The sequence below is a fragment of the Arthrobacter sp. 05T444 genome, assembly GCF_056395905.1.
In genome coordinates this window covers 48,183-69,765 of sequence record NZ_JBFTKK010000001.1, presented here as the reverse complement: position 1 = coordinate 69,765, position 21,583 = coordinate 48,183, and the positions used below count along the sequence as shown (strand labels likewise).

The 21,583-nt window shown below is 66.5% G+C and carries 23 protein-coding genes; 9 read left to right on the top strand and 14 right to left on the bottom strand.

Annotation, left to right across the window (positions count from 1 at the left end; all coding sequences use genetic code 11):
• The first annotated feature begins 12 nt into the window (after nucleotides 1-12).
• Nucleotides 13-264 carry an exodeoxyribonuclease VII small subunit gene (locus AC1DD3_RS00330; protein WP_230118664.1) on the top strand — a complete coding sequence of 84 codons (252 nt, stop codon included), beginning with the start codon at nucleotides 13-15 and terminating at the stop codon, nucleotides 262-264.
• Between the two features lie 5 nt (nucleotides 265-269).
• Here AC1DD3_RS00330 and AC1DD3_RS00325 read toward each other — a convergent pair whose 3' ends face one another.
• From AC1DD3_RS00325 to AC1DD3_RS00290, 8 genes are all read right to left on the bottom strand, one after another.
• Nucleotides 270-1,124, bottom strand: a complete 855-nt coding sequence (locus AC1DD3_RS00325; RefSeq protein WP_476880735.1) for a polyphosphate kinase 2 family protein — start codon at nucleotides 1,122-1,124, stop codon at nucleotides 270-272.
• A 35-nt stretch (nucleotides 1,125-1,159) separates the two neighbouring features.
• A complete protein-coding gene (locus AC1DD3_RS00320) occupies nucleotides 1,160-2,380 on the bottom strand; it encodes a pyridoxal phosphate-dependent aminotransferase (protein WP_230118662.1) in 1,221 nt (406 codons plus the stop codon).
• Between the two features lie 191 nt (nucleotides 2,381-2,571).
• Nucleotides 2,572-3,528, bottom strand: a complete 957-nt coding sequence (locus tag AC1DD3_RS00315; protein ID WP_230118661.1) for an ABC transporter substrate-binding protein — start codon at nucleotides 3,526-3,528, stop codon at nucleotides 2,572-2,574.
• Entirely contained in the window at nucleotides 3,525-4,271 is a 747-nt protein-coding gene (locus tag AC1DD3_RS00310) for an ABC transporter permease (RefSeq protein WP_230118660.1), read from the bottom strand. Before AC1DD3_RS00310 ends, AC1DD3_RS00315 begins: the two co-directional genes overlap by 4 nt.
• Nucleotides 4,268-4,981: an ABC transporter permease gene (locus AC1DD3_RS00305; protein WP_230118659.1), complete on the bottom strand. Its 714-nt coding sequence runs from the start codon at nucleotides 4,979-4,981 to the stop codon at nucleotides 4,268-4,270. The genes AC1DD3_RS00310 and AC1DD3_RS00305 overlap by 4 nt, the downstream gene beginning before the upstream one ends.
• On the bottom strand, nucleotides 4,981-6,081 hold the full coding sequence (locus AC1DD3_RS00300; protein WP_290369752.1) for an ABC transporter ATP-binding protein: 1,101 nt from the start codon (nucleotides 6,079-6,081) through the stop codon (nucleotides 4,981-4,983). Before AC1DD3_RS00300 ends, AC1DD3_RS00305 begins: the two co-directional genes overlap by 1 nt.
• Nucleotides 6,082-6,255: 174 nt before the next feature.
• A complete protein-coding gene (gene rsgA, locus AC1DD3_RS00295) occupies nucleotides 6,256-7,320 on the bottom strand; it encodes a ribosome small subunit-dependent GTPase A (RefSeq protein WP_476880854.1) in 1,065 nt (354 codons plus the stop codon).
• Between the two features lie 523 nt (nucleotides 7,321-7,843).
• Nucleotides 7,844-8,296, bottom strand: coding sequence for an NUDIX hydrolase (locus AC1DD3_RS00290; protein ID WP_230118657.1), 453 nt, complete (start codon nucleotides 8,294-8,296; stop codon nucleotides 7,844-7,846).
• A gap of 56 nt (nucleotides 8,297-8,352) precedes the next feature.
• On the opposite strand from AC1DD3_RS00290, the gene AC1DD3_RS00285 reads away from it, so the two are divergent.
• Nucleotides 8,353-9,426, top strand: coding sequence for a pirin family protein (locus tag AC1DD3_RS00285; RefSeq protein ID WP_230118656.1), 1,074 nt, complete (start codon nucleotides 8,353-8,355; stop codon nucleotides 9,424-9,426).
• A gap of 27 nt (nucleotides 9,427-9,453) precedes the next feature.
• Here the strand turns inward: AC1DD3_RS00285 and AC1DD3_RS00280 are convergent, their stop codons facing one another.
• The gene (locus AC1DD3_RS00280) at nucleotides 9,454-10,326 is read right to left on the bottom strand and encodes an N-acetylglucosamine kinase (protein WP_476880853.1); all 873 of its coding nucleotides are present in this window, start codon (nucleotides 10,324-10,326) and stop codon (nucleotides 9,454-9,456) included.
• A 162-nt stretch (nucleotides 10,327-10,488) separates the two neighbouring features.
• Between AC1DD3_RS00280 and AC1DD3_RS00275 the strand changes: the two genes are divergently transcribed.
• Nucleotides 10,489-11,523: a nitronate monooxygenase gene (locus AC1DD3_RS00275; RefSeq protein ID WP_476880734.1), complete on the top strand. Its 1,035-nt coding sequence runs from the start codon at nucleotides 10,489-10,491 to the stop codon at nucleotides 11,521-11,523.
• A gap of 123 nt (nucleotides 11,524-11,646) precedes the next feature.
• Here AC1DD3_RS00275 and AC1DD3_RS00270 read toward each other — a convergent pair whose 3' ends face one another.
• Nucleotides 11,647-12,624 carry a LysR substrate-binding domain-containing protein gene (locus tag AC1DD3_RS00270; RefSeq protein ID WP_230118654.1) on the bottom strand — a complete coding sequence of 326 codons (978 nt, stop codon included), beginning with the start codon at nucleotides 12,622-12,624 and terminating at the stop codon, nucleotides 11,647-11,649.
• A gap of 97 nt (nucleotides 12,625-12,721) precedes the next feature.
• Between AC1DD3_RS00270 and AC1DD3_RS00265 the strand changes: the two genes are divergently transcribed.
• Entirely contained in the window at nucleotides 12,722-14,038 is a 1,317-nt protein-coding gene (locus AC1DD3_RS00265; protein ID WP_230118653.1) for an MFS transporter, read from the top strand.
• Here the strand turns inward: AC1DD3_RS00265 and AC1DD3_RS00260 are convergent.
• Together AC1DD3_RS00260 and AC1DD3_RS00255 are read right to left on the bottom strand one after the other, a co-directional pair.
• On the bottom strand, nucleotides 14,035-14,553 hold the full coding sequence (locus tag AC1DD3_RS00260) for a PLP-dependent transferase (RefSeq protein ID WP_476880733.1): 519 nt from the start codon (nucleotides 14,551-14,553) through the stop codon (nucleotides 14,035-14,037). The genes AC1DD3_RS00265 and AC1DD3_RS00260 overlap by 4 nt on opposite strands.
• A 4-nt stretch (nucleotides 14,554-14,557) precedes the next feature.
• Entirely contained in the window at nucleotides 14,558-14,752 is a 195-nt protein-coding gene (locus AC1DD3_RS00255) for a hypothetical protein (protein ID WP_230118688.1), read from the bottom strand.
• 133 nt (nucleotides 14,753-14,885) lie between these two features.
• On the opposite strand from AC1DD3_RS00255, the gene AC1DD3_RS00250 reads away from it, so the two are divergent.
• Nucleotides 14,886-15,398, top strand: a complete 513-nt coding sequence (locus tag AC1DD3_RS00250) for an Lrp/AsnC family transcriptional regulator (protein WP_230118652.1) — start codon at nucleotides 14,886-14,888, stop codon at nucleotides 15,396-15,398.
• Nucleotides 15,399-15,445: 47 nt separating this feature from the next.
• On the opposite strand, the gene AC1DD3_RS00245 is transcribed toward AC1DD3_RS00250, so the two are convergent.
• Nucleotides 15,446-16,684 (bottom strand): MFS transporter, encoded by a 1,239-nt coding sequence (locus tag AC1DD3_RS00245; RefSeq protein WP_476880732.1) that lies wholly within the window; start codon nucleotides 16,682-16,684, stop codon nucleotides 15,446-15,448.
• A 171-nt stretch (nucleotides 16,685-16,855) separates the two neighbouring features.
• Between AC1DD3_RS00245 and AC1DD3_RS00240 the strand changes: the two genes are divergently transcribed.
• The 4 genes from AC1DD3_RS00240 to zapE are packed head-to-tail and all read left to right on the top strand — an operon-like array spanning nucleotide 16,856 to nucleotide 19,389.
• Entirely contained in the window at nucleotides 16,856-17,416 is a 561-nt protein-coding gene (locus tag AC1DD3_RS00240) for an Lrp/AsnC family transcriptional regulator (RefSeq protein WP_230118650.1), read from the top strand.
• Between the two features lie 9 nt (nucleotides 17,417-17,425).
• The gene (locus tag AC1DD3_RS00235; RefSeq protein WP_476874543.1) at nucleotides 17,426-17,851 is read left to right on the top strand and encodes a DUF1761 domain-containing protein; all 426 of its coding nucleotides are present in this window, start codon (nucleotides 17,426-17,428) and stop codon (nucleotides 17,849-17,851) included.
• Between the two features lie 25 nt (nucleotides 17,852-17,876).
• Complete coding sequence (corA, locus tag AC1DD3_RS00230) at nucleotides 17,877-18,872, top strand: magnesium/cobalt transporter CorA (RefSeq protein WP_230118648.1); 996 nt, start codon at nucleotides 17,877-17,879, stop codon at nucleotides 18,870-18,872.
• Nucleotides 18,873-18,876: 4 nt separating this feature from the next.
• Nucleotides 18,877-19,389, top strand: coding sequence for an AFG1/ZapE family ATPase (gene zapE / locus AC1DD3_RS00225; RefSeq protein WP_476880731.1), 513 nt, complete (start codon nucleotides 18,877-18,879; stop codon nucleotides 19,387-19,389).
• A gap of 66 nt (nucleotides 19,390-19,455) precedes the next feature.
• On the opposite strand, the gene AC1DD3_RS00220 is transcribed toward zapE, so the two are convergent.
• A complete protein-coding gene (locus AC1DD3_RS00220) occupies nucleotides 19,456-21,447 on the bottom strand; it encodes a glycogen debranching N-terminal domain-containing protein (RefSeq protein ID WP_476880730.1) in 1,992 nt (663 codons plus the stop codon).
• Between the last annotated feature and the right edge of the window lie 136 nt (nucleotides 21,448-21,583).

The window sequence follows — 21,583 nt, the reverse complement described above, 5'->3', positions numbered from 1 at the left end:
GGTGAAACCGACATGACAGACCGCTCCGACCAGACCGGCTCCAGCAGCGCGGCAGCGACAGCGCTGCCGGCAGAGATAGAGGCCCTCAGCTACGAGGAAGCCCGCGAACAACTGGTGGGCGTCGTGTCCAAACTTGAAGCAGGCGGCACAAGCCTTGAAGATTCACTAGCCCTCTGGGAGCGCGGTGAGGCCTTGGCCCGGCGCTGTGAAGAATGGCTGGAGGGCGCGCGGAAGAGGCTGGCTGCCGCCCGCAAGGACGGCTAGAACGGCTAGGACTTCTCGAGGAGGCGGCGCTCGGCGTCGACGTCGAAGTCAGCCTTGGGCCACTCCAGCTTGAGGGCCATGAGCGCCTCGAGCAGCAGCTGCTGCACCGCGATGCGCGCATACCATTTCTTGTTCGCCGGAACGACGTACCAAGGGGCGCCGTCCGTCGACGTGGCATCGAACGCAGCCTGGTAAGCGGCCATATAGTCATCCCAGAAGGCGCGCTCCTTCAGATCCCCGGTGCTGTATTTCCAGTGCTTCGCCGGTGTGTCCAACCGTGCCAGCAGCCGCTTCTTCTGCTCGTCACTGCTGATGTTCAGCATGACCTTGATGACCGCGGTACCCACTGCCGTCTGCCTGGCTTCGAATTCGTTGATGGCGGCGTACCGCCGCTGAAGTTCTTTCGGGTCGGCCCAGCCGTGGACACGGTGGATCAGGACATCCTCGTAGTGCGAACGGTCGAAGACGCCCATCGTGCCCGCAGCGGGCACTACCTTTTCAATCCGCCAGAGAAAGTCGTAGGCCTTCTCCTCATCGGTGGGCGCCTTGAACGACTTGAACCTGACCCCTTGGGGATCCATCGCGCCCAGGACGTGCTTCACGATTCCGCCTTTACCTGCGGTGTCCATTCCCTGCAGGATCAGCAGGACCCGTTTGGAGCCGCCAAACTTGGCCTCAGCGAACAGCTTCTCCTGCAGCTCGGCCAGCTTGCCGTCAAGATCCGCGAGCAGCTCCTCGCCGTCGGCTTTCTTCCCGGTGTAGCCAGGCGTCGCATTGGGGTCCACATCCTCAAGCTTGAATCCCTTGTCAACTCTCAAAGTCCCGGAGGGGAACTTCCCGAATTCCACGACGCCGGCCATGGTGACCTCTTTCTGCAGTTGTACGTGGGAACAGGCTAGTTCCCTTGGTACCTGCTGAGGAAGTCTCCCATGCGGCCGATTGCCTCCTCGATGTCCTTGACGTTCGGCAGGGTCACCATCCTGAAGTGGTCAGGCCGCACCCAGTTGAAGGCCCGGCCGTGGGACACCAGGATTTTCTGCTCCCTGAGGAGGTCCAGGACGAACTTTTCATCATCGCGGATGTGGTAAACATCGGGGTCCAGCCTGGGGAACAGGTACAGGGCTCCCCTGGCCTGCTGAGTGCTCACGCCGGGAATGGCGTTCAGCATGTCATAGGCCTTGTTCCGCTGCTCCAGCAGGCGGCCGCCGGGAAGAATGAGGTCGTTGATGCTCTGATAGCCGCCCAGCGCGGTCTGGATGGCATGCTGTGCCGGTACATTGGCGCACAGCCTCATATTGGCGAGCAGATTGATGCCTTCGAGGTAATCCGAGGCGTCCTTCTTCGGCCCCGAGATGGCCATCCACCCTGCCCGATAGCCGCACACACGGTAGGCCTTGGACAATCCGCTGAAGGTCAGGCACAGCACGTCGTCGCCGGTCAGGCTGGCCAGGTTCACGTGAACGGCATCCTCGTACAGGATCTTCTCGTAGATTTCGTCCGCGAAGAGGACCAGACCGTGCTTCTCAGCCAGGGCCACAATCTTCTTGAGGGTCTCCTCCGGGTACACGGCACCGGTGGGGTTGTTCGGGTTGATCACCACGATGCCCTTGGTGCGCGGCGTGATCTTGGACTCGAGGTCCTCCAGGTCCGGCTGCCAGCCCGATTCCTCATCGCACAGGTAGTGCACGGGCCGCCCGCTCGCCAGAGCCACCGAGGCAGTCCACAGCGGGTAATCCGGAGTGGGGATGAGGACCTCGTCGCCGTCGTCAAGGAGCGCCATTAGCGACATGGTGATGAGCTCGCTCACGCCGTTGCCGAGGTAGATATCATCCACGTGGATGTTCTGGATGCCCCGGGTCTGGTAGTACTGCGAGACTGCTGTACGAGCCGAGAAGATGCCCCGCGAGTCGCTGTAGCCCTGGGCATGTGGCAAGTGGCGGATCATGTCCACCAGGATCGCGTCCGGCGCTTCAAAACCGAAAGGTGCCGGGTTTCCGATGTTCAGTTTGAGGATCCGGTGACCCTCCGCCTCCATCTGCTGGGCGGCCTGAAGAATCGGTCCACGGATGTCGTAAAGGACATTATGAAGCTTGGTGGACTGCTTGAATTCTGCCATCCATCAAATATGCCATATGCGGGTTGTACTTCCGGGGAGACTTGGCTCACACGGAACGGCCGGACCATCGCATCCGCTGAGGTCCGTTAAACCCCGACGGCGGCTGCCGGCACCCCCAGCTGGGTCCGGCAGCCGCCGTCGTCGTTAGCTCAAGTGCTGTACCGCTGTTTCAGCGCAGGACAGCAAAGGGTTTACTTGACGATGCCCTTGTCCTTGAGCCAGGCGGCTGCGGCGTCCTTGGCGTTCTGCTTCTGGCTGCCGCTCACTGCCCGGTTGAGGTTGATAAGGTCCTCCGTGGTGAGAGTCTTTGAGACACTGTTCAGCGCTTCCTTTGCCTTGTCTGTCACCTTGGCCTCGTTGTAGAGCGGCAGCACCTGCTGGGCCTTGAAGTTGCTCTTGGGGTCTTCCAGGACCACGAGGTCGTTGTCGGCGATGGACGGTGTGGTGGTGAAGATGTCGGCCACCTGGACCTCATCATTCAGGAGGGCCTTCAGGGTCAGGTTTCCGCCGCCGTCGCTGAAGGGCTTCAAAGCCTTGAGCTCGCAGCCATAGTTCGTCTTCAGGCCCGGGAATCCATAGGACCGGGTTTCGAAGGTGGCCGGAGCTGCCATGGTGAGGTCCTTGCAGACCTTGGCGAGGTCTTCAATGGACTTCAGCTGGTACTTTTCCGCGGTGGCCTTGGTGACCACCATGGCGTCCTTGTCCTCAGCCTTGGAAGGTTCCAGGACTGCGACGCCCTTGGGAAGCTTTTCCGGCAACGCCTTGAAGATGTCGTCCGCCGAAACTTCGGGCGCCTCGGTGTTTACAAAGGACAGCAGGTTACCGGAGTAGTCCGGAACAACGTCAACGGACCCGTCCTGGACAGCCTTGAAGTAGATCTCCCGGGAGCCGATGTTCGGTTTTGTGGTTGCTGTGACACCGGCAGCGTTCAGGGCACCGGCGTAAATCTCGGCGATGATCTGGCTCTCGGGAAAGTCTGCGGAACCGACCACCAGGGAACCGCCGGCGGCCGCACTGCCCGCACTGGTGGTCGGTGAGGACAGCGGACTACCGCTGCTGCACGCGGAGAGGGCAAGGGCAATACCGACACCAGCGGCCAGGCCGCCCAGGCCACGGCGGGTGATGGTCGTGTGGACGGGGTGATTCATTGGGAGCCTCCTTGAACAGCGGCCGCCGCGGGTGCGGCAGCCGTGAGATCGGTGACGGCCTTGCGGCCGCCCTTGGAACGGGTGGAAAGTCCGGGTGACACCAGCAGCCGCTGGGCTGCTGCCAGGATAAGGTCGACGGCGATTGCCAGGCCTGCGATCAGCAGTGAGCCCGCCAGCATCCGCGGAAAGTCCTGAAGGACGAGCCCGTCGAACAGGTAACGTCCGAGGCCGCCGAGCGGAAGGTAGGCCACCACGGAGACAGTGGCGATGACCTGGAGCACGGCGGTGCGGATGCCGCCGAACATCACCTGCAGTCCGTTGGGAAGCTCCACGCTGAACAGGATCTGCAGTTCCTTCATGCCCATGGCGCGTGCGGCGTCCACCACCGTGGTGTCCACGCTCGAGATGCCCGCGTAGGTACCTGCCAGCAGCGGCGGGACGGTGAGGATCACCAGCGCCCATACCGGTGGCATGAGCCCGCTGCCGGCAATCAGGGCGAACAGCACCAGGAGTCCCAGCGTCGGCAAGGCGCGCAGGGCACCTGCCACGGCCACGGCTGCCACCCGGCCCCTCCCGGTGTGCCCGATGTACAGCCCCACGGGAAGGGCGATGGCCGCGGCGATGACAAGCACAAGGCCGCTGTACTGCAGGTGCTCCAGCAGCCGCACGGGGATTCCGGAGCTTCCGGACCAGTGCTTAGGATCCGCGAGCCAGGCGAAGGTATCGGTAAAGATGTCGCTCACGATCCCGCCCCCGCATGGACGTGCGTCTCGGCGATGAACTCAGCACCCGTTTTCACATCGGAGCGCGGCGAGGCGGCCGACGCCCGGGTCCACGGTGTGAGCAACCTTTCCAGCACAACCAGGATCGCGTCCATGAGCAGCGCCAGCAGCAGGATGGCAACGATCCCCACCACCACTTCGGTGACAAAGTTGCGCTGCAGTCCGTCGGTAAACAGCATTCCCAGGTTTCCCACCCCGAGCAGCGCCGCCACGCTGACGAGCGAAATATTGCTGACCGAGACCACGCGGAGACCTGCAAAAAGGACAGGCAGGGACAGCGGCAGGTCGATCTGCAGGAAGCGCGCGCCAGGCTTGTAGCCCATGGCCACAGCCGCCTGGCGGAGGTCGTCATCCACCGAATCGAAGGCATCCATCGCGGCCCGTACCAGGAGCGCCACCGCATAAATAGTCAGGGCGACTACGACGTTCGCAGGGTCCAGGATCCGGGTCCCCAGCAGGGGCGGCAGGATGATGAACAGCGCCAGTGAGGGGATGGTATAGAGCAGCGAACTGATGGTGTTCACGAGCGACCTGAGCGCGGTGTGGCGGCGTGAAAGCTGCGCCAGCGGAATGGAAATCAGCAGGCCAAGGAGCATCGGAACCAGGGCCAGGACCAGGTGCTGCCCCGCCCGTTCAAAGACCATGCCGTTGTTGGCCAGGAACCAGTCCATCAGAGCGCGGCCTGCCGGACCTGGCGGGCAGACTCGATGACGGCCAGCACTTCGGCAGCCTTGACCACGCCCGCGACCCGTCCGTCACCGTCCACCGCGACTCCCAGCCCTGACGGGGAGGAGAGTGCCGAGTCCAGAGCCCGCCGTAGCGTCTCGCCGGACCGGAACAGCGAACCGCCGGGGATGAGCTCCGCATCACGGTCCGGGCTTTCCCAACCCAGCGGCCGCGACTCCTGGTCCACCACCAGGCGCCAGCCGTCAGAAGAATCCGCCAGCGGGGCTGAGCTGTTGCCGCCCCTGGTGACAGTCGGCACAGGATGGATGGTCACGCCGTCGGCCGCGGTGAAGGCCAGGTGCCGGAACCCGCGGTCGCGGCCCACGAAGGAAGCAACAAACTCGTTGGCGGGGGCCCGCAGGATCTCCTCCGGCGTCGCGTATTGCGCCAGTTTGCCGCCGACGGCGAAGACCGCCACCTTGTCCCCCAGGACTGTCGCCTCGTCGATGTCATGGGTGACAAAGACAATCGTCTTCGCCAGATCTCGCTGCAGCCGCAGCAGCTCGTGCTGGAGCTCGTCCCGCACCACGGGATCCACCGCGCTGAAGGGCTCGTCCATGAGCAGAACCGGCGGGTCGGCGGCGAGCGCGCGGGCCACGCCGACGCGCTGCTGCTGGCCGCCGGAGAGCTGCGACGGATACCGCTTCCCGAGCATCGACGCCAGCCCGACGACGTCGAGCAGTTCCTCCGCCCGTTTGCGGGCGTCGGCTTTGGACACGCCGTTCAGGCGCGGCACGGTAGCGATGTTGTCCAGGACCGACCGGTGCGGCATGAGCCCGGAGGACTGCATAACGTACCCCATGGACCGCCGCAGTTCTGCCGCCGGAACGGATGTGACGTCTTTGCCGTCCACGGTGATGGTTCCGGACGTGGGCTCAACCATCCGGTTGATCATGCGCAGGGATGTCGTCTTGCCGCAGCCTGATGGTCCGACGAACACCGTGATGGAGCCTTTGTCGATGGACATGCTCAACTGGTCCACTGCCGGCTGTCCGCTCTGGTACCTCTTGGTGACGCTCTCGAACTCAATCATGGCTTCGGCCATTCCCTGGCTTACCTAACTGTTGGCGGCAACTTTGGACGGTGAAGCGAGCTGATCATAAGCCCGCCCATTTTTAGGTGTAAAGCACGTCTTGACAAAGCGTAACCAGTGCCCGCAGCAATGTAACCGCCGACGCGGATACCGTAACCATTCGGAGACAACGCGGGTTGGGATGGGTCAGCGTTTCCTGGGCCGGTCACCTGCGCGCTGGGTTCTGGCCGCCACGGCGACCTTCTGGTGCCATTCACGCTGGTACGCCCTCCGTGCCGCGGCGTCGTGGCGCCGGTTCAGGGCCGCCAGTTCACGCTGCAGCTTCAGGTAACTCGCCCACCTCCTGGGATCGAGGGAGCCGTCGTCGAGCGCGGTCCGGACTGCGCAGTCAGGCTCCCGGTCATGGGCACAGTCGGAAAAACGGCACTGCCTGAAGAGTTCCGCCAGATCACCGAACATCTCGCCCATGCCGTCATCGGCATCAAAGAGGCCAAAGCCGCGGACGCCGGGCGTGTCCATGAGCACTGCACCGCCGGGCAGCGGCACCAGCTCCCGCGACGTGGTGGTGTGCTTTCCCTTCCCGTCCGCGGCGCGCACTTCCCCGGTGGACTGGACCTCGTGGCCGGCGAGCGCGTTGATGAGCGTGGACTTTCCGGCCCCGGACGGCCCGAGCAACACGAGCGTCCCGCCCGGCGGCACATGGGCCAGCAGCTCGTCCAGGCCGTCGCCCTGCTCCGCGGAGGTGGTCACCACGTCCACTCCGGCGGCCTGCAGGATCACCTTTCCCACGACGTCATCCGCCAGGTCGGACAGATCGGCCTTCGTGATGATCACCAGGGGCACGGCACCGGAATCCCAGGCGGCCACAAGGGTCCGCTCCAGCCTGTTGTGGGTCAGCGGCCGGTCCACCGGGACCACCACGCCAACCACGTCAATGTTGGCGCCGAGAACCTGCGCGTCAGAGGACGCTTCGAATGCCCGCTTGCGGCTCAGCTCGGACGTGCGCGGAAGCACGGCCGCGACACCGGGTCCACCGGCATGGATGGGCCCGAGCCAGACCCAGTCGCCGGTGGCCGGCACCGGTCCGGCAGACGGGTAGGGCACGCTCATCTGACCGTCTGCCGTTGCGACGAGAAGGCGGTTGCGGTCCACCCGCACAACCCGGCCCGGCGTCTGTCCGCCGCCTGCCGGGTGGGCCCTGAAGCGCACGGCGGCACTCTCCGTAAAGCCAAACTGCACGGGTCCCCTCAGCTTTTCGGTGCCGGCAATAGGGGTTGCCGCTTCGCCGTGGCTCGGGGTCGGATCGGAATTGTGGCTTGAACTGGAACCATGGCTTGAACTGGAACTGTTGGTTGATTGCTGCACTGCGGCCGCTAAAGGGCCGGAAGATATTTTCACTGTGAACCTCAGGGTGGGCCCCTGGCACCGCATCGGCCGTCTTGTGCGTTCCGTCGTTGCCCATCAAATGTCCTGGCATTTGTCGCTCAGGCCAACGGATGGAGGGGGGAAGGCTGCGCTGACTGCCGTTAGGCGGTGCGCAATATCGGGGCAGGATTAATGAAGGAGACTTTGCTGGTGCGCGGCGCGCACAGGAATTCTGCAGTCATCAGGTCCACCTCCCCGTTTTTGCGTTCGGTGCCGGATCACCTGTCCGGAAGCTCCCCCTAGGATAGCCAGCCGGTTCCCGGCTTGGCTAGGGAAATGTTGTCAGGAAACTTTGGTCAGGAAACTTTTCTGAGGAAATTCTGGCCAGGCAAACGCCGCAGCCGAAGCATCAGTCAAGCTTGCCGTTGGCGGGACGCTCCCGGAAGAGCCGCAGCGCCGCATCCACCAGCGAGACCCTGTTCAGCGAGCCGACCTCGGGGAGCGGTATCCACGCGGCATGAGTGGTGGTACCGTCCACTTCGTGGCTGAGTTCCCCGCCGGTCACCCGGGCCTCGTAGACAAGGCGGAGGGCCTGGAAATCCCTGTCGATGCCGTCCAGCCGTGTTCCGGCCGGCCAGTGGCCCACATCGATGCCCAGCATGGAACCGATCTCGGCGTGGTAGCCGGTTTCCTCAAAGACTTCCCGGATGCAGCCGTCCACCGGATGCTCGGCGAGGTCCAGGCCGCCGCCGGGAAGCGTCCAGCCCTCCTTGCCGTCCTGCTTCCAGTACGCCAGCAGGATGGCGTCATCGCGGATGATGACCGCGTAGGCAGCAGGGCGGGTATCGAAGAGAACGCTCATGGAGTCAGCCTAGCCCGGAGCTATGCCCCGGGGTGCGGCGGTCCTAGAGTGGGACTGTGACGAATCTGGAGGTCCTCCCCCAGGAGGAAGTGTGCCCGCCCGCAGGACCCGACGCCGGGACGGGCACCGGTCCGTGCGTGCAGCTCTGGCCAGCGCGTGAGGTGCCGCTCGGCGGTGTCCGCGCCATGAACGTGCTCCGCACCCTGCCGCAGCGAGGCCTGCCCACCGTGGGGGCCTGGTGTTTCCTGGACAGCTTCGGTCCGGACCGGATAGCGATGTCCGTCCTGCCGCACCCGCACACCGGGCTTCAGACCGTCACCTGGCCGCTCGCGGGACACATCCGCCACCGGGACAGCGTGGGCAGCGACGTGATCGTGCGCCCGGGCGAACTCAACATCATGACCGCCGGCCACGGTGTCTCGCATTCAGAGTTCGCCGTGCTGCCTGCTGAGAGTGGCGCGGCGGAAGGCGCTCCGGAAGGCGACGGCAGCCAAACTCACGACGGCGGCGCGCAGCTTCCGCTGCAGCGCGGCCTCCAGCTCTGGGTGGCTTTGCCGGATGCCGAACGGCACCGTCCTCCGGCCTTCGAACAGCACCGCAACCTCCCCACCGTCCGGGGTCCTGGCTACACCGCCACGGTGATGGTGGGCACGTTCGCCGGCGGCACGTCCCCCGCCACCATGTACACGCCGATTGTCGGCGCGGATGTCCGGTGCGACGGCCCCGCGGGCCTCCCGCTGGAACCGGAGTTCGAGCACGCGGTCCTGGTGCTCGACGGCGGCCTGACGGTGGATGGGCAGCAGATCGGGCCCGGGCCGCTGGGCTACCTGGGGGCCGGCCGCGAACTGCTCCGGGTGGACGCTCTGCCGGGTACGCGCTTCCTCCTGATTGGCGGTGAGCCCCTCGAGGAGGAACTCCTCATGTGGTGGAACTTCGTGGGCAGGACCCATGACGAGGTGGCGCAGGCCAGGGCGGAGTGGGAAGCGCAGGCCACGATGCCGGACGCCGCTGCCGAAGCCGCCCGCTTCGGACTCGTCCGGGGCCACGGTCCTGACGCCGGGCGCGAGGCCGGCCGCATTCCCGCGCCCCCGCTGCCCGGCGTGCAGCTCAAGCCGCGGACGCGCGCCTGACACCGTTCGTTGGAACCGGTTTCTCCGTCACCCCAGTTCGCCGACGAGCTGCAGAACACCGAAGACGGGCTCCCGGTCCAGCACGCGGACGTCCGTGACGCCGGCCGCAGCGAGGTGGTTCCTGAACGAGTCCTGAAGCCGGACGACGTTCATGCCCAGTCCGCTTCCCAGAATGACAGGGCCCTCGAGCTTCAGTTGCCGGAGGACCTGCGCGGCCATCTCGGCCAGGTCCCTGCCCGCCTGGTCGACGAGCCCCTGGCTGACCCCGTGGCCGGCGTCTGCGGCCTCCACCACCAGCCGGGCCTGCTGGGCCCAGTATCGGCGTCCCGTGGCAGGCGAATGGAACAGGGCGATCAGCTTGTTGGGCTCGTCAAGGCCGCAGGACTCCAGGAGGGCACGCGTGAGCGCGTCCGGCTCCAGCCCCTGGTTCATGCGGCGCAGGCTGTGGCGGACGGCTTCCCGGCCCAGCCAGTAGCCGCTGCCTTCGTCGCCGAGGAGATAACCCCAGCCGCCGGCCCGCGCCTCTTCACCCAGCCCGTTCCGGCCCCAGGCCGCCGAGCCGGTGCCCGCGATGACAGCCACCCCCTCGCTCGCCCCGCCGGCCGCCAGCAGCAGGCGGGAGTCATGGACCACTGTGATCCTGGCACCCGGCACGTGGGGCTCGATGAGAGCAGCCAGCGCGGCCGCGTCCTCAGCGGTGTCGATGCCGCCGGCCCCTGCGTAAACGAAGGCCACGGGTCCCTGGCCAATTTTTGCGAACAGCTCCGCCAGATGCGACGCCGCTTCGTCGCGGCTGACGTTCTGGACGTTGGAGCTGCCGACGATTTCGTCGGCGACGGGCTTGCCGTTCTCGAAGCGGACGCCCCGCGTCTTGGTGCCGCCGATGTCCAGGCCGATCACGACGCCCGCGGAGGGGACAGCACCGGCAAGAGGAAGGGCATCCGCGGAAGCAGCTGCCCCGGAAGAAGGAACAGCGCTGCCGGAGGGAACAGACAGGGCATCGGGTAGGTTGTCAGAGTCAGTCACCCCAACAGCCTACTGAAGCGTCTCGAGGAGCAGGCAATGTCCCACGGCATATTTGGCACCCGGATCATCGCAGCGCCCATGGCCGGCGGCACGTCCACCACCCGCTTCGTTGAGGCCGTCCACCGCTCCGGCGGTCTCGGCTTCCTAGCAGCCGGGTACAAGTCGGTTGCGGCCATGAGCGATGAGATGCGGGTCGCCCGCGCGGCCGGCGTCCGGTTCGGCATGAATGTTTTTGTCCCGGATCCCCAGCAGCTGCAGCCCTCCCCCGCGGCCGTGGCACTGCTGGAGCACTACCGCGACCGCCTTGCCGCTGATGCCGCCCGCTATGGCGTCGAGGTTCCGCCTCTGATCCTCGGCGACGATGATGGCTGGCAGCACAAGATCGACGAACTGCTGCTCCATCCTGCCGAATTTGTCAGCTTCACCTTCGGGTTGCCCGACGCCCGCGTCATCGCCGGGCTCCGCAAGGCCGGCTCCACAGTCCTTGCCACGGTCACGAGTACGGCTGAAGCGGCGCTCGCCGCGGACCGCGGCGTGGACGCGCTCGTCGTGCAGCACGGCAGCGCCGGTGCTCACAGCGGCGCCTTCCTGGCGGACACTGCCCGGAGCAGCGTCCCGTCCACGACGGCGGCGCTGGTCCTGCAGGTGCGCGCCGCCGTCGGCCTTCCGCTGGTGGCTGCCGGTGCCGTGTCCGATGCTGCGGCGGTGGGGTCGGCACTCGCTGCCGGCGCGGAAGCGGTGCAGGTGGGCACAGCCCTCCTGCGGACGGACGAAAGCGGTGCCCGGCAACTGCACAAGGACGCGCTGGGGGCTGACCGGTTCACGGAGACGCAGCCGACGCGCGCTTTCACCGGCCGCTACGCGCGTGCCCTGGTCAACGCGTTCGTGCGGGACCATCAGGACGCCCCGGACGGCTACCCGGCCATCCACCACCTCACTGCGCCCATCCGGGCCGCTGCCGCTGCAGCAGGGGACGCGGAACGCCTGAACCTGTGGGCGGGAACGGGCTGGCAGAGCGCCCGGCCGGGCCCCGTGGCCGACGTCATGAGCCGTCTTCTCGCCGAGGAGTGAGATCCAGGCACTCTGACTCAACAGGCACTCTGACTCAACAGGCTCTCCGACTCAACAGGCGCTCTGACGCTACCTGAGCGCCTGGATCTCACGCCCCGATGAACGCTGTATCCCGATGAAGGGTCACACACCCGAGGGGGCAGAGACCAGCCCGGCCAACAGCGCCGGGCCTTCCCCGAGTACGAGTTCGCGGAAGAGGCGCACAGGATCTGGCTCGGAATCGCGCCCTCGGCGCTCGCGCCAGGCGAGGCCGATTTCGCGGTACGCCAGTTCCGATTCCAGCGGTATCTCCACCCAGCCCAAATCTCCGGTACTGGCCGCTGTGCCTGGACCTGCACCGCCGCCCGGCGGCAGGATACTCACCCCCAGTCCGGCTGAGACCAGACCGCGGACAGTGTGGGAATCCTGGCTTTCGAAGGCGATCCGGGGGCGGAAGCCGGCTTCGCGGAACATCGCATCCGTGAGGGACCGCATGCCGTATCCGGGCCCCATGGCAACAAAGGGGTCCCTCCTGATATCCCCCACCGCTGCCGCCTGCCGGCCGGCAAGGCGGTGCCGGCGATGCACCACGAGCCGAAGCGGCTCCCTGTAGAGAGCGGCCGAACCGATGCTCCGGCTGGCAACAGCCACCGGGGCCGTCAGGGCGAGATCTGCCGTTCCAGAGGCGAGCTCCGCGAGACAGCTGTCCCTGGATCCCTGGCTGAGGTCAAATTCCGCCTGCGGGTGACGGTTCCGGAACGCGCTGATCAGCAGCGGCAGGGTGGCCTCGCCGAAGGTGTGCTGGAAGGTCACCGCGATCCGGCCGCGGACCACCTCGGATTCGTGTTGCACCAGATCAAGACCGGTCCGGAATTCTGCGAGCGCGGACTCGATGTACGGGAGCAGGGCCTTGGCGGCGGGCGTGAGGCGGACACCCCGGCCCTCGCGGATGAGCAGCTCCGTGCCCACCGCGGCGCTGGCGCGGGCCATCGCCCGGCTCACCGTGGATTGCGGAACGCCGAGCAGCTCGGCCGTTTCTGTGATGTGCTGCGTGCGGCCGAGTTCCGCCAGCACCGGCAGAATGGGCAGCAGCTGGGCCAGTTGCTTGTGCTGAATATCCATGGCTCCCCGGATCGAAATACGTGCGTTAGTGCATGAATCCGCACTGAATCATGCATTGGATGCTAAATCAGGGTAGATCTACGCTGGAAGAATGCCAATGCCCCAAAGTCCGAACCCCAGCTTTGAATCCGGTTCCGCTCCGCAAGCGCTGTGGGAGGGTCATCCAAAGGGTTCGGCCGCGTACGGCAAGGTCCTCGCCGGGCTTGCCTTTGCGGGTGTGGCAACCTTCGCGCAGCTCTACTCCACGCAGGCGGTGCTGCCGCTGATGTCCAGGGAGCTCGGGGTGACGGCGGCCGAGGCCGCGCTGACCATTTCACTGGCCACGGTGGGGCTGGCGCTCACCGTCATCCCCTGGTCGTTCCTGGCCGACAGAATCGGACGCGTCCGGGCGATGACCTGGGGCATCTGCGCCGCCACCGCGCTGGGGCTGCTCGTTCCGCTGGCTACGTCGTTCCCCTTGCTCCTTGGACTCCGGATGCTGGAAGGCATGGCACTGGGCGGCATCCCCGCGATTGCGATCGCCTACCTGAACGAGGAAATCAACAAGGCCCATGCCGCCATGGCCGCCGGCAGCTATGTGGCCGGAACCACCCTGGGCGGACTGGCCGGACGGCTGGTGGCCGGGCCGGTCGGCGAGCTGTGGGGCTGGCGCGCCGCCGCCCTCGCAGTCTCCGCGCTGGCCACCGTCGCCGCTGTCTTGTTCCTGGTCCTTGTGCCGAAGGCCCGCGGCTTCAGGGCCGTTCCGGCCAAGGGCCTCCGGGGAGCCGCGCGGACGCTGGGCGGCCACGTACGCAATCCGCGCCTGCTGGCACTCTACGTCCAGGCGTTCCTCCTGATGGGCGGCTTCGTGGCCGTCTACAACTACCTCGGATTCCGGCTCTCCGGGGAACCCTTCAGCCTTCCGGCCACCGTCATCAGCCTGATCTTCCTCGCCTACCTGTCCGGGACCGTGACGTCGCGCTGGGCGGGCGGGCTGACACTGCGCTTCGGCCGGCGCTCCGTGCTGCTGGCGGGCATCGTCCTGATGGCGGCGGGCATGGCCCTCACCCTCACCCAGGTGCTCGTCCTCATCCTGGCAGGGCTGCTCATTTTCACCGGAGGCTTCTTCGCCGCCCACAGCATCGGAGCGGGCTGGACGGGTGCCATCGCCGTCACCGGCCGGGCGCAGGCCGCGTCGCTATACAACCTCGCCTACTACCTGGGGTCCAGCATCATCGGCTGGGCCGGCGGCCTGGTCTACCAGTCCCTCGGCTGGACGGCCCTCGCCGTCACCGTGATTGTGCTGGGATGCACGACGGCGGTGATCACCGCCGTCGTGCATCCCGCCGCGGCGGGCGGTACCGGCCGCCGCCCGCACCACAGGGAGCGCGGGCGGCAGGCGGCCGGACAGGAGAACCCGGCAGCCGGCGGCTAGCGGGTCCCTTCGATGGCCTGGACCAGGTCTCCGAGAATGTCCGTGGCGTCTTCGAGCCCCACCGAGACCCGGAGGAGGCTGGCGTGCGGCTTGGCCTCCGGGGCCACCGGGCGGTGCGTGAGGCCTGCCGGGTGCTGGATGAGCGTGTCGACGCCGCCAAGGGACACCGCGTGGGTGATCATCCGGACGGCGGCAGGGACCCGCCCGGCATGTTCGGCGCTGCGCAGTTCAAAGGCGAGCAGGGAACCGGGCCCGGACATCTGCGTTCCCACCAGCCCGTGGGGATCACCTTCGGGAAGGCCCGGGTAGCGGACCGTGCGCACCAGCTCATGTTCCGCCAACCCGGCGGCCACCTTGTGGGCGGTGGACTGCTGCGCCCGCACCCGGACGGGCAGCGTAGCAAGTCCGCGGTGAAGGAGGTAGGCCGGCCACGGTGTGAGGATGCCGCCGGTGACGGCCCTGACTTGACGGAGGCGGGTGGCCCACTCCGGCGAAGACCCCACTACACCGCCCATGGCATCACCATGGCCTCCCATGAACTTGGTTGCACTGTGCAGCACCAGGGCGGCACCCCATCTGCTCGTAGGCGAGGCCGGCGTCCGCGACCGAGGGCAGCGGAGCCGTGGTGGAAAGGTCGATGGGCACCGCATGGATACCCTGGCCTGTGAGCCCGTCGCGGCCGGCGTGGACTGCCAGTGAGTCGAGAGAACGCATTCTGCTCCTTGTGAATTATTCGCCATTGAACGCCGCGAGTATCTGGCAAATATTCGGAGATATACAGTCCTTGTGAATGGATCGGCCGGAAAGCCGCGACTATGATGAACGGAGAACACTTCGAGGAGGATCCGTGACCACGAACGCGAAGAATATTCGGCCTGGATCGGGAAATGCCGAGCCGCTGGACGCCATCGACGAACGGTTGCTGGCCGCGTTGGTTGACGACGCCCGGATCTCCAACAAGCAGCTTGCCGAACTGGTGGGTATCGCCCCGTCGACGGCACTGATGCGCACCAGGGCACTCTCCGAGCGCGGCATCATCCAGGGGTTTGAGGCCAAACTGAGCCTGTCCGCAATCGGCCGCTCCGTCCAGGCCCTGATCGCCGTCCGGCTCCGCGCCCACGACCGCGAGCAGATCGACCGTTTTACGGCCCGCGTCCCCAGGCTGCCGGCAGTGCTGTCGACGTTCCACACCTCCGGCTCGGTGGACTACTTGCTGCACATCGCCGTCGCCACCACCGAGGACCTCCGCGACTGGGTCCTGGACAACCTCGCCACAGATCCTGTGGTGGGACATACCGAAACCACGCTGGTGTTCGACCACATGCAGGGCAACCACGGGCCGCTTCCGGAGCAGGACTAGGCGTTACCGCCGCAGGCAGCAAAACGCCGCCCCGTCAGGCGTCCCCGTCAGGCGTCCCGAAGGGACTGGCGCAGCGTGACCGCAGCAAGCGTCCCGGCCGCAATGCCGCAGAGCACGACGAATCCGGCGACGGCCCCCTCAAGCCCGTAGGCCGCCGTCGCGATTCCCAGCCCGACCACCGGGACTGCACTGCCGAGGTACGTGATCACGTACACCGTGCTGATGATCTGGGCGTGACGGGAGGCTTCCACCTTGCCTGCCACGTCGTTGAACACGGTGCGGAAGGCGATGCCCTGGCCGACGCCGGCGGCCAGGCTGGCACCGACCAGCAGCCAGGAGTTGCTCCAGGACGCCGCGGCGGCGATGAACATTACCGACCCTCCAAGCAGGGCCAGCCCTGCCGGAACCGCGAACCGGCCGCGGACACTGAGCAGCTGGCTCAAGGCTGATGCGCCGAGGGTGAGTCCGGACAGGACGCCGATGAGCGGCCGGGAATCAATGCTGAGGATCCGGGCGAAGTAGCCGGGCGCCAGTGAGAGGCAGAAGCCAAAGACGGTGAAGCTCAGGAACCCGACGGCGGCGGCCAGCCAGAACGCGCCGCGCGCCTCCTCCGACACCGAGGGGCGTCGGGGCGCGAGGGCCCGAAGCGGCCTCGGTCCCTCAGCCGGCTTGATGGCGGGACGGGCGCGGAGCAGGTACAGCGGGACCAAGAGTGCCAGCAGGACCAGGGAGTGAATGAAGTAGGGCGTGGAGGTGGGGCCGGGGAGGAGCGACAGGACTCCCCCGATGGCCGGACCGGCCGCGACTCCCCCGGCAGAGGCCAGAAGGGTGAAGCGTGAGGCCCACTCGGGCCGCGCCGGGAGCAGTTCGCGCAGCGCGGCGGAGCTGGCGCCCGTGGCCAGGGCCACGGCCACGCCCTGGAGGGCCCGCCCCGCCGAAAGCGCCGCAAGGCTGTCCGCGTGGGCGAAGACGAAGGCACCCGCCAGCCCCGTCAGCACAGCGAGCAGCAGTGCTGCGCGGCGTCCGATGTGGTCCGACCAGTGTCCCGCCAGCATAAGGGTGGACACGAGGGCGAGGACGTAGACGGAAAATGCCACCGTGATGTCGAAGGAGCTGAGACCGAGCGTTGCCTGCAGCAGAGGGTACAGCGGCGTTGCCAGATTGGCCCCCACCAGCAGCGTGAAAATCACCACGCCGGCCATCGCAAGCCGTGCGGTGTTGGAAGCATCCCAACCCCACCGGCTGGCGGCGGCCGGTCGCATTCGAAGTTCGCTGAGGACGGTCATACCCGTGCCCTTGCCTGTGTCCCGCGGCTCCGGCTCCTTGTGGGAGCGTCCGCCGCGAATGAGAATGGATACCTAAAGAATGAGGCAGGAGTGCGTACCGGAACCCTCTTTCGTGGGAAAATTGAGCAAAACAGTCAATTTTCTAACGCAGAAGTGAACCGGAGTGATGATTTGAACAGCCTGGACCCTACCGACCTCAGGATTCTGCTGGAACTGGTCCGTGATCCGCGGGTCCAGATCGGCGAACTGAGCGACAAACTGGGCATTGCGCGGAACACAGCACAGTCGCGCGTGCGCCGGATGCTGCGCTCCGGCATACTTCACGACGGCGGCCGGGAAATCGACCTCGAGTCGGTGGGGTACGACGTCGTCGCTTTCGTGACGATCGAGGTGACCCACCGCGAACTCGACGGCGTTGTGGGCGCCCTGCGCCTCCTTCCCCAGGTCCTGGAGGTGCACGAAATTTCCGGCCGGGGCGACGTCTGGTGCCGGGTGGTGGCCACGGATACGCATAACCTGCAGGCCGCCCTCCGTTCGATCCTCCGGATCAAAGGGGTCATCCGGACGGAAACCGTCCTGGCGCTTCACACGCACATCCCGTACCGGACGGAACCGCTGATCAGCCGTCTGGCCCAGGGAGCCGGTGCCCAGGGAGCTGCAGTTCCGGGCACTCCAGGCCCGCCGGCGCGGCCGGCGGCTGGCCGCGCGGCCGACCGCCGCCTTGGGGAATAGGATTCGAAGATGGATTGGCTCTCGTATGTTTCCCAGATCAACTGGCTCGCCGTGCTGCTTGCCTTCGTCGCCAGCATGGCCATCGGCTTTGTCTGGTACCTTCCCGCAGTGCTGGGCAACAGGTGGATGGCGGCGCTCGGCAAGACCGAAGACGACCTGAAGAACGCCGAGGGCGGCGCCGGCATCTGGGTGCCCATGATGGTGGCTGCCGCCCTGACGGCCGTCCTGCTCGCTGTGCTGATCAGCAAGCTGGGGCTGCACAACGCCCTGGCGGGCGGCCTGTTTGCCTTCGTGCTGGCTGTTGTTTTCCGCGCTGGAGGCCACGTCGTCCACAACGGCTTCGCCGGACGCCCTGCGGCCGTGACCCTCATCGATTCCGGCCATGATGTGCTAGCCGTGACTGCCGCCGGTGTCATCATCGGCGCGATGTCCTGAACGGTCGGACAGGAAGCCGCACACCGTGACCATCATCGACAACGCCGTCTACGTTGACGGGATCCGCAGGGCAGAACCCGAAAGCCTTGAGCAGACCTTTGAGACGCTGTCAGCCCACGGCGGCCTGGCCTGGATCGGGCTCTATCGGCCGACAGAACCCGAAATGGCTGCCGTCGCCGCGGAATTCGGCCTCCATGAGCTCGCGGTCGAAGATGCCATCTCGGCCCACCAGCGGCCGAAGCTGGAGCGTTACGGCGACAACCTTTTCACGGTACTGAGGCCTGCGCGCTACATCGACGACACGGAGACCGTGGAGTTCGGCGAACTGCACATCTTCACGGGCAAGAACTTCGTGGTGACCATCCGGCACGCGGAGATGTCCGGCGTTGGGCAGGTCCGGCGCCGGCTGGAGGCGAGGCCTGATCTCCTCCGCCACGGTCCGGAAGCTGTGCTGTACGCGCTCCTGGACAAGGTGGTGGACGACTACGCTCCGGTGGTGGCCGGTCTGGAAAACGACATCGACGAGATTGAGGACCAGCTGTTCGCCGGCGACTCCACGGTGTCGCGGCGCATTTATGAGCTGGCCCGCGAGGTCATCCAGTTCCAGCGCGCCATCCATCCCCTGCCCGAGATGATGCAGCAGCTGAAACGGGGATTCGAAAAGTATGTGGTGGACACGGACCTCCAGCACAGCCTGCGGGATGTGGAGGACCATGTGGAGCGGGTGATTTCCCGGGCCAACTCTTTCCGGGACCTCCTGCAGAACGCCCTCACGCTTGACGGGACGCTGACGGCCAACCGGCAAAATGAGGCGAGCGCTGAGCAGAACGAGCAAGTAAAGAAGATCTCGTCCTGGGCCGCGATCTTCTTCGCGCCGTCGTTCGTGGCGGGTGTGTACGGCATGAACTTCGACCACATGCCCGAGTTGCACTGGGTCTTCGGGTATCCCATGGCGATCGGGCTGATGGCGGGCACCGCCGGGCTGATGTACGCCATCTTCAAGCGGAAGGGCTGGCTCTAGCGACATGTCCGGGTACAGCCGCGGGCTCATCATCACCCCGGGAACCGACCGGCAACTGGGCGCCTGCGGGCTGTTCCGGCCGGCGCCGTCCCAGCAGCGGGTCGTGGCACTCCCCTCGCAGGCCATCGCGGTCAAGAACGCAGATCCGGACATAATCTGGGTCAGCTTCGCCGCGCTGTGCGGCAGCCCGCTGGGAGCTGGGGACTACCTGTCACTGGCGAGCGGGTTCACCGCCTGGGTGATCGACGGCGTCCCGTCCCCCGCCGTGGAGTCCGCCGCGGGTTCCGCCGCCGCCTGGCACCGCTTCCTGGAGGTGCTGGACCTGCTCCACGAGCGGGACGTCACGCCCTTCCTCATCGGTCCAGGGCCCCTCGACTGGGAGGCCGCCGCTGCCCGGACCGCCGGACCGCCGTCGCAGGACCCCTCCGCCCTGGTCAGGATTGCGGACAGGTTGGCCGTACTGCGCAGGGTCGAATCCGACGAACAGCTGGAAGACGAACAATCCAGCGGCTGCTAGCCGCCTCCCCAGCCGGCCGGTGCGGACGCACCGCACCTGCGGTCTGGCCGGACTGCGTGGGCGAGGCTACTTCGGCCCGGTGGAAACCAGCAACTGGTCCTGGCTGCGCGCGCCCGGATCCTCTGCTTTCTGGCCGAGGGCCGCGGCGATCACTACTGAGCTGGCCGATGCCCAGGCCTGCGGGCGGCAGCTTGCGGGGAACGGTACGGGAGTACGCACCGCGTCCGAGCCGTGGCCGCCAAACAGTTCAGGCAGCCGCCAGTCATTGGCCTCGGCCACGTGCAGCAGCCCCGACGCAAGCTGGGCGGCTTCGGCCGAAAAGCCGTCGGCCAGCATGCCGCTGATGATCAGGGCGGTGTCGTGGCTCCACACCGCTCCGGCGTGGTACCGAGTCGGCCAGTAGCCGCCGTTGGTGCTGGACAGGGTGCGGACGCCGTACCCGGAAAACATGGTCGGGTCCATGATGCGCCGGACCACGATCTCCTTCTCCACGTCGTTCAGGATGCCCGTACCGAGCAGGTGGCCCATGTTGGACGTGACGCCGTCAACGGCCTTCTTGTCCGCATCGAGGGCCAGGGCTGGATAGGGACCCAAATCGTCCTCGCACCAGAACTGGGCACGGAACCGCTCAGCCATGCCGGCTGCGTAATCCCGCCACTCCTGGGCGCCGGGCCGGGCGAAGGCCTCCAGCAACTCGGCCCCGACCACTGCTGCCTCATAGGCATAGGCCTGGACCTCAGCCAGGGCGATGGGCCCGGCTGCCAGGGAACCGTCGTGCCAGCGGATGGCGTCAACCGAGTCTTTCCAGCCCTGGTTAACGAGTCCGTGCCCGGAGGTGTCGAGGTATTCGAGGAACCCGTCCCCGTCCAGGTCACCATGGTCCCGGAGCCACTCCAGGGCATCCTGGAGGTTGGGAAGAAGCTCCGCCACTTCCGCATCGGGCATGCCGGCTTTCCAGGCGTCGTGCAGGAGGCAGATCCAGAGCGGAGTGGCGTCGATGGTGCCGTAGTACACAGGCGGCAGCCGCAGGGCCTGGCCGCCCTCGGCCATGGACAGGACCGTCCGCCGGACTTCGTGCAGGATTTTCCCGGGCTGGACCGCAGACGTGTGGTCCGTTTCCGTTCCCTGCCGTCCGGCCAGGGCGCGCAGGGTGCCGGCGGCGATGACCGTGTTGATGGGCAGCAGCATTCGGGCGGCAATGATGGAGTCCCGGCCAAACATGGTGAAGAACCACGGGGCGCCCGCCGCGAGGAAGGTGTCGTTCGGATGGGAGGAATGCGCCAGCCGCAGGCTGTTGAGATCGCTGACCGACCGTTGCAGGAGGCTGTTGATCCGCGGATCGGCGGAACGAGGGGCGACGATGGGCGGGCCGCCGCCGGCAAGCATCGGGGAATCGGCGTCGGTCAGGTCCACTGCCCACTCAAGTTCGACGGCAGCTCCCGGTTTGATCACCACGGACCAGTCGATGGTCACCGTGCTTCCGGCGAAGCCGACGGCGGCTGGCCCCGCTCCGTCGCTTGAGCCGGTGGTAAGGGCCAACACTGTGTCGGCGTCGCGCCAGGACCAGCCGTCGGCGGCCGGTTCAACGGGCCGGCTGGACCGCTCCCCCTGCTTGATCTGTTCCATGGTGGTGTTGTCAGCCGTCATGGTCAGCCGGACGTTCAGTGTCACGGACTGGCGGAACGCCGACTCAAGCCTCAGAGTTTCCGCCACCCGTCCGGAGCACCCGGAGAGCGATTCAGCGTCTTTGCCCGGCCGCAGCCTGCCCGAAGCGGCGGTGCGGGTCCTGACCAGGGAAAGCAGCGGGTCTGCAACCTCGGCCTCCGCACGCACAAAGTAGATGTAGTCAGTCTCCTTGGATGAGCGGAGCTGGGTTGAAACCCAGTCAGGTTCCCGGCCGTCAACAGTCAGGACGGCACTGTTCAGCACGCGGTCGTCGCCGCAGTAGATCCCCTGGGCACCGGCCCTGCGGATCTGTCCGTGGGCGTCCGACCACGCCTGGATGGGGGCGCTGAAGACACCGGAAAGGTTGTGCAGGTATGGCTGCTCAGAGGCCACGAAAATACTCCTGGAAGTCAAGACTGGGGGAAACCGGAAGAAGGCTGCGGAACGGTGCTGGTGAACAAGCGAAGGAGGTCGATCAAAATTTGATCGATCAAATTTCCGCGTTAAAATCGTCTCACACGTTACTGTG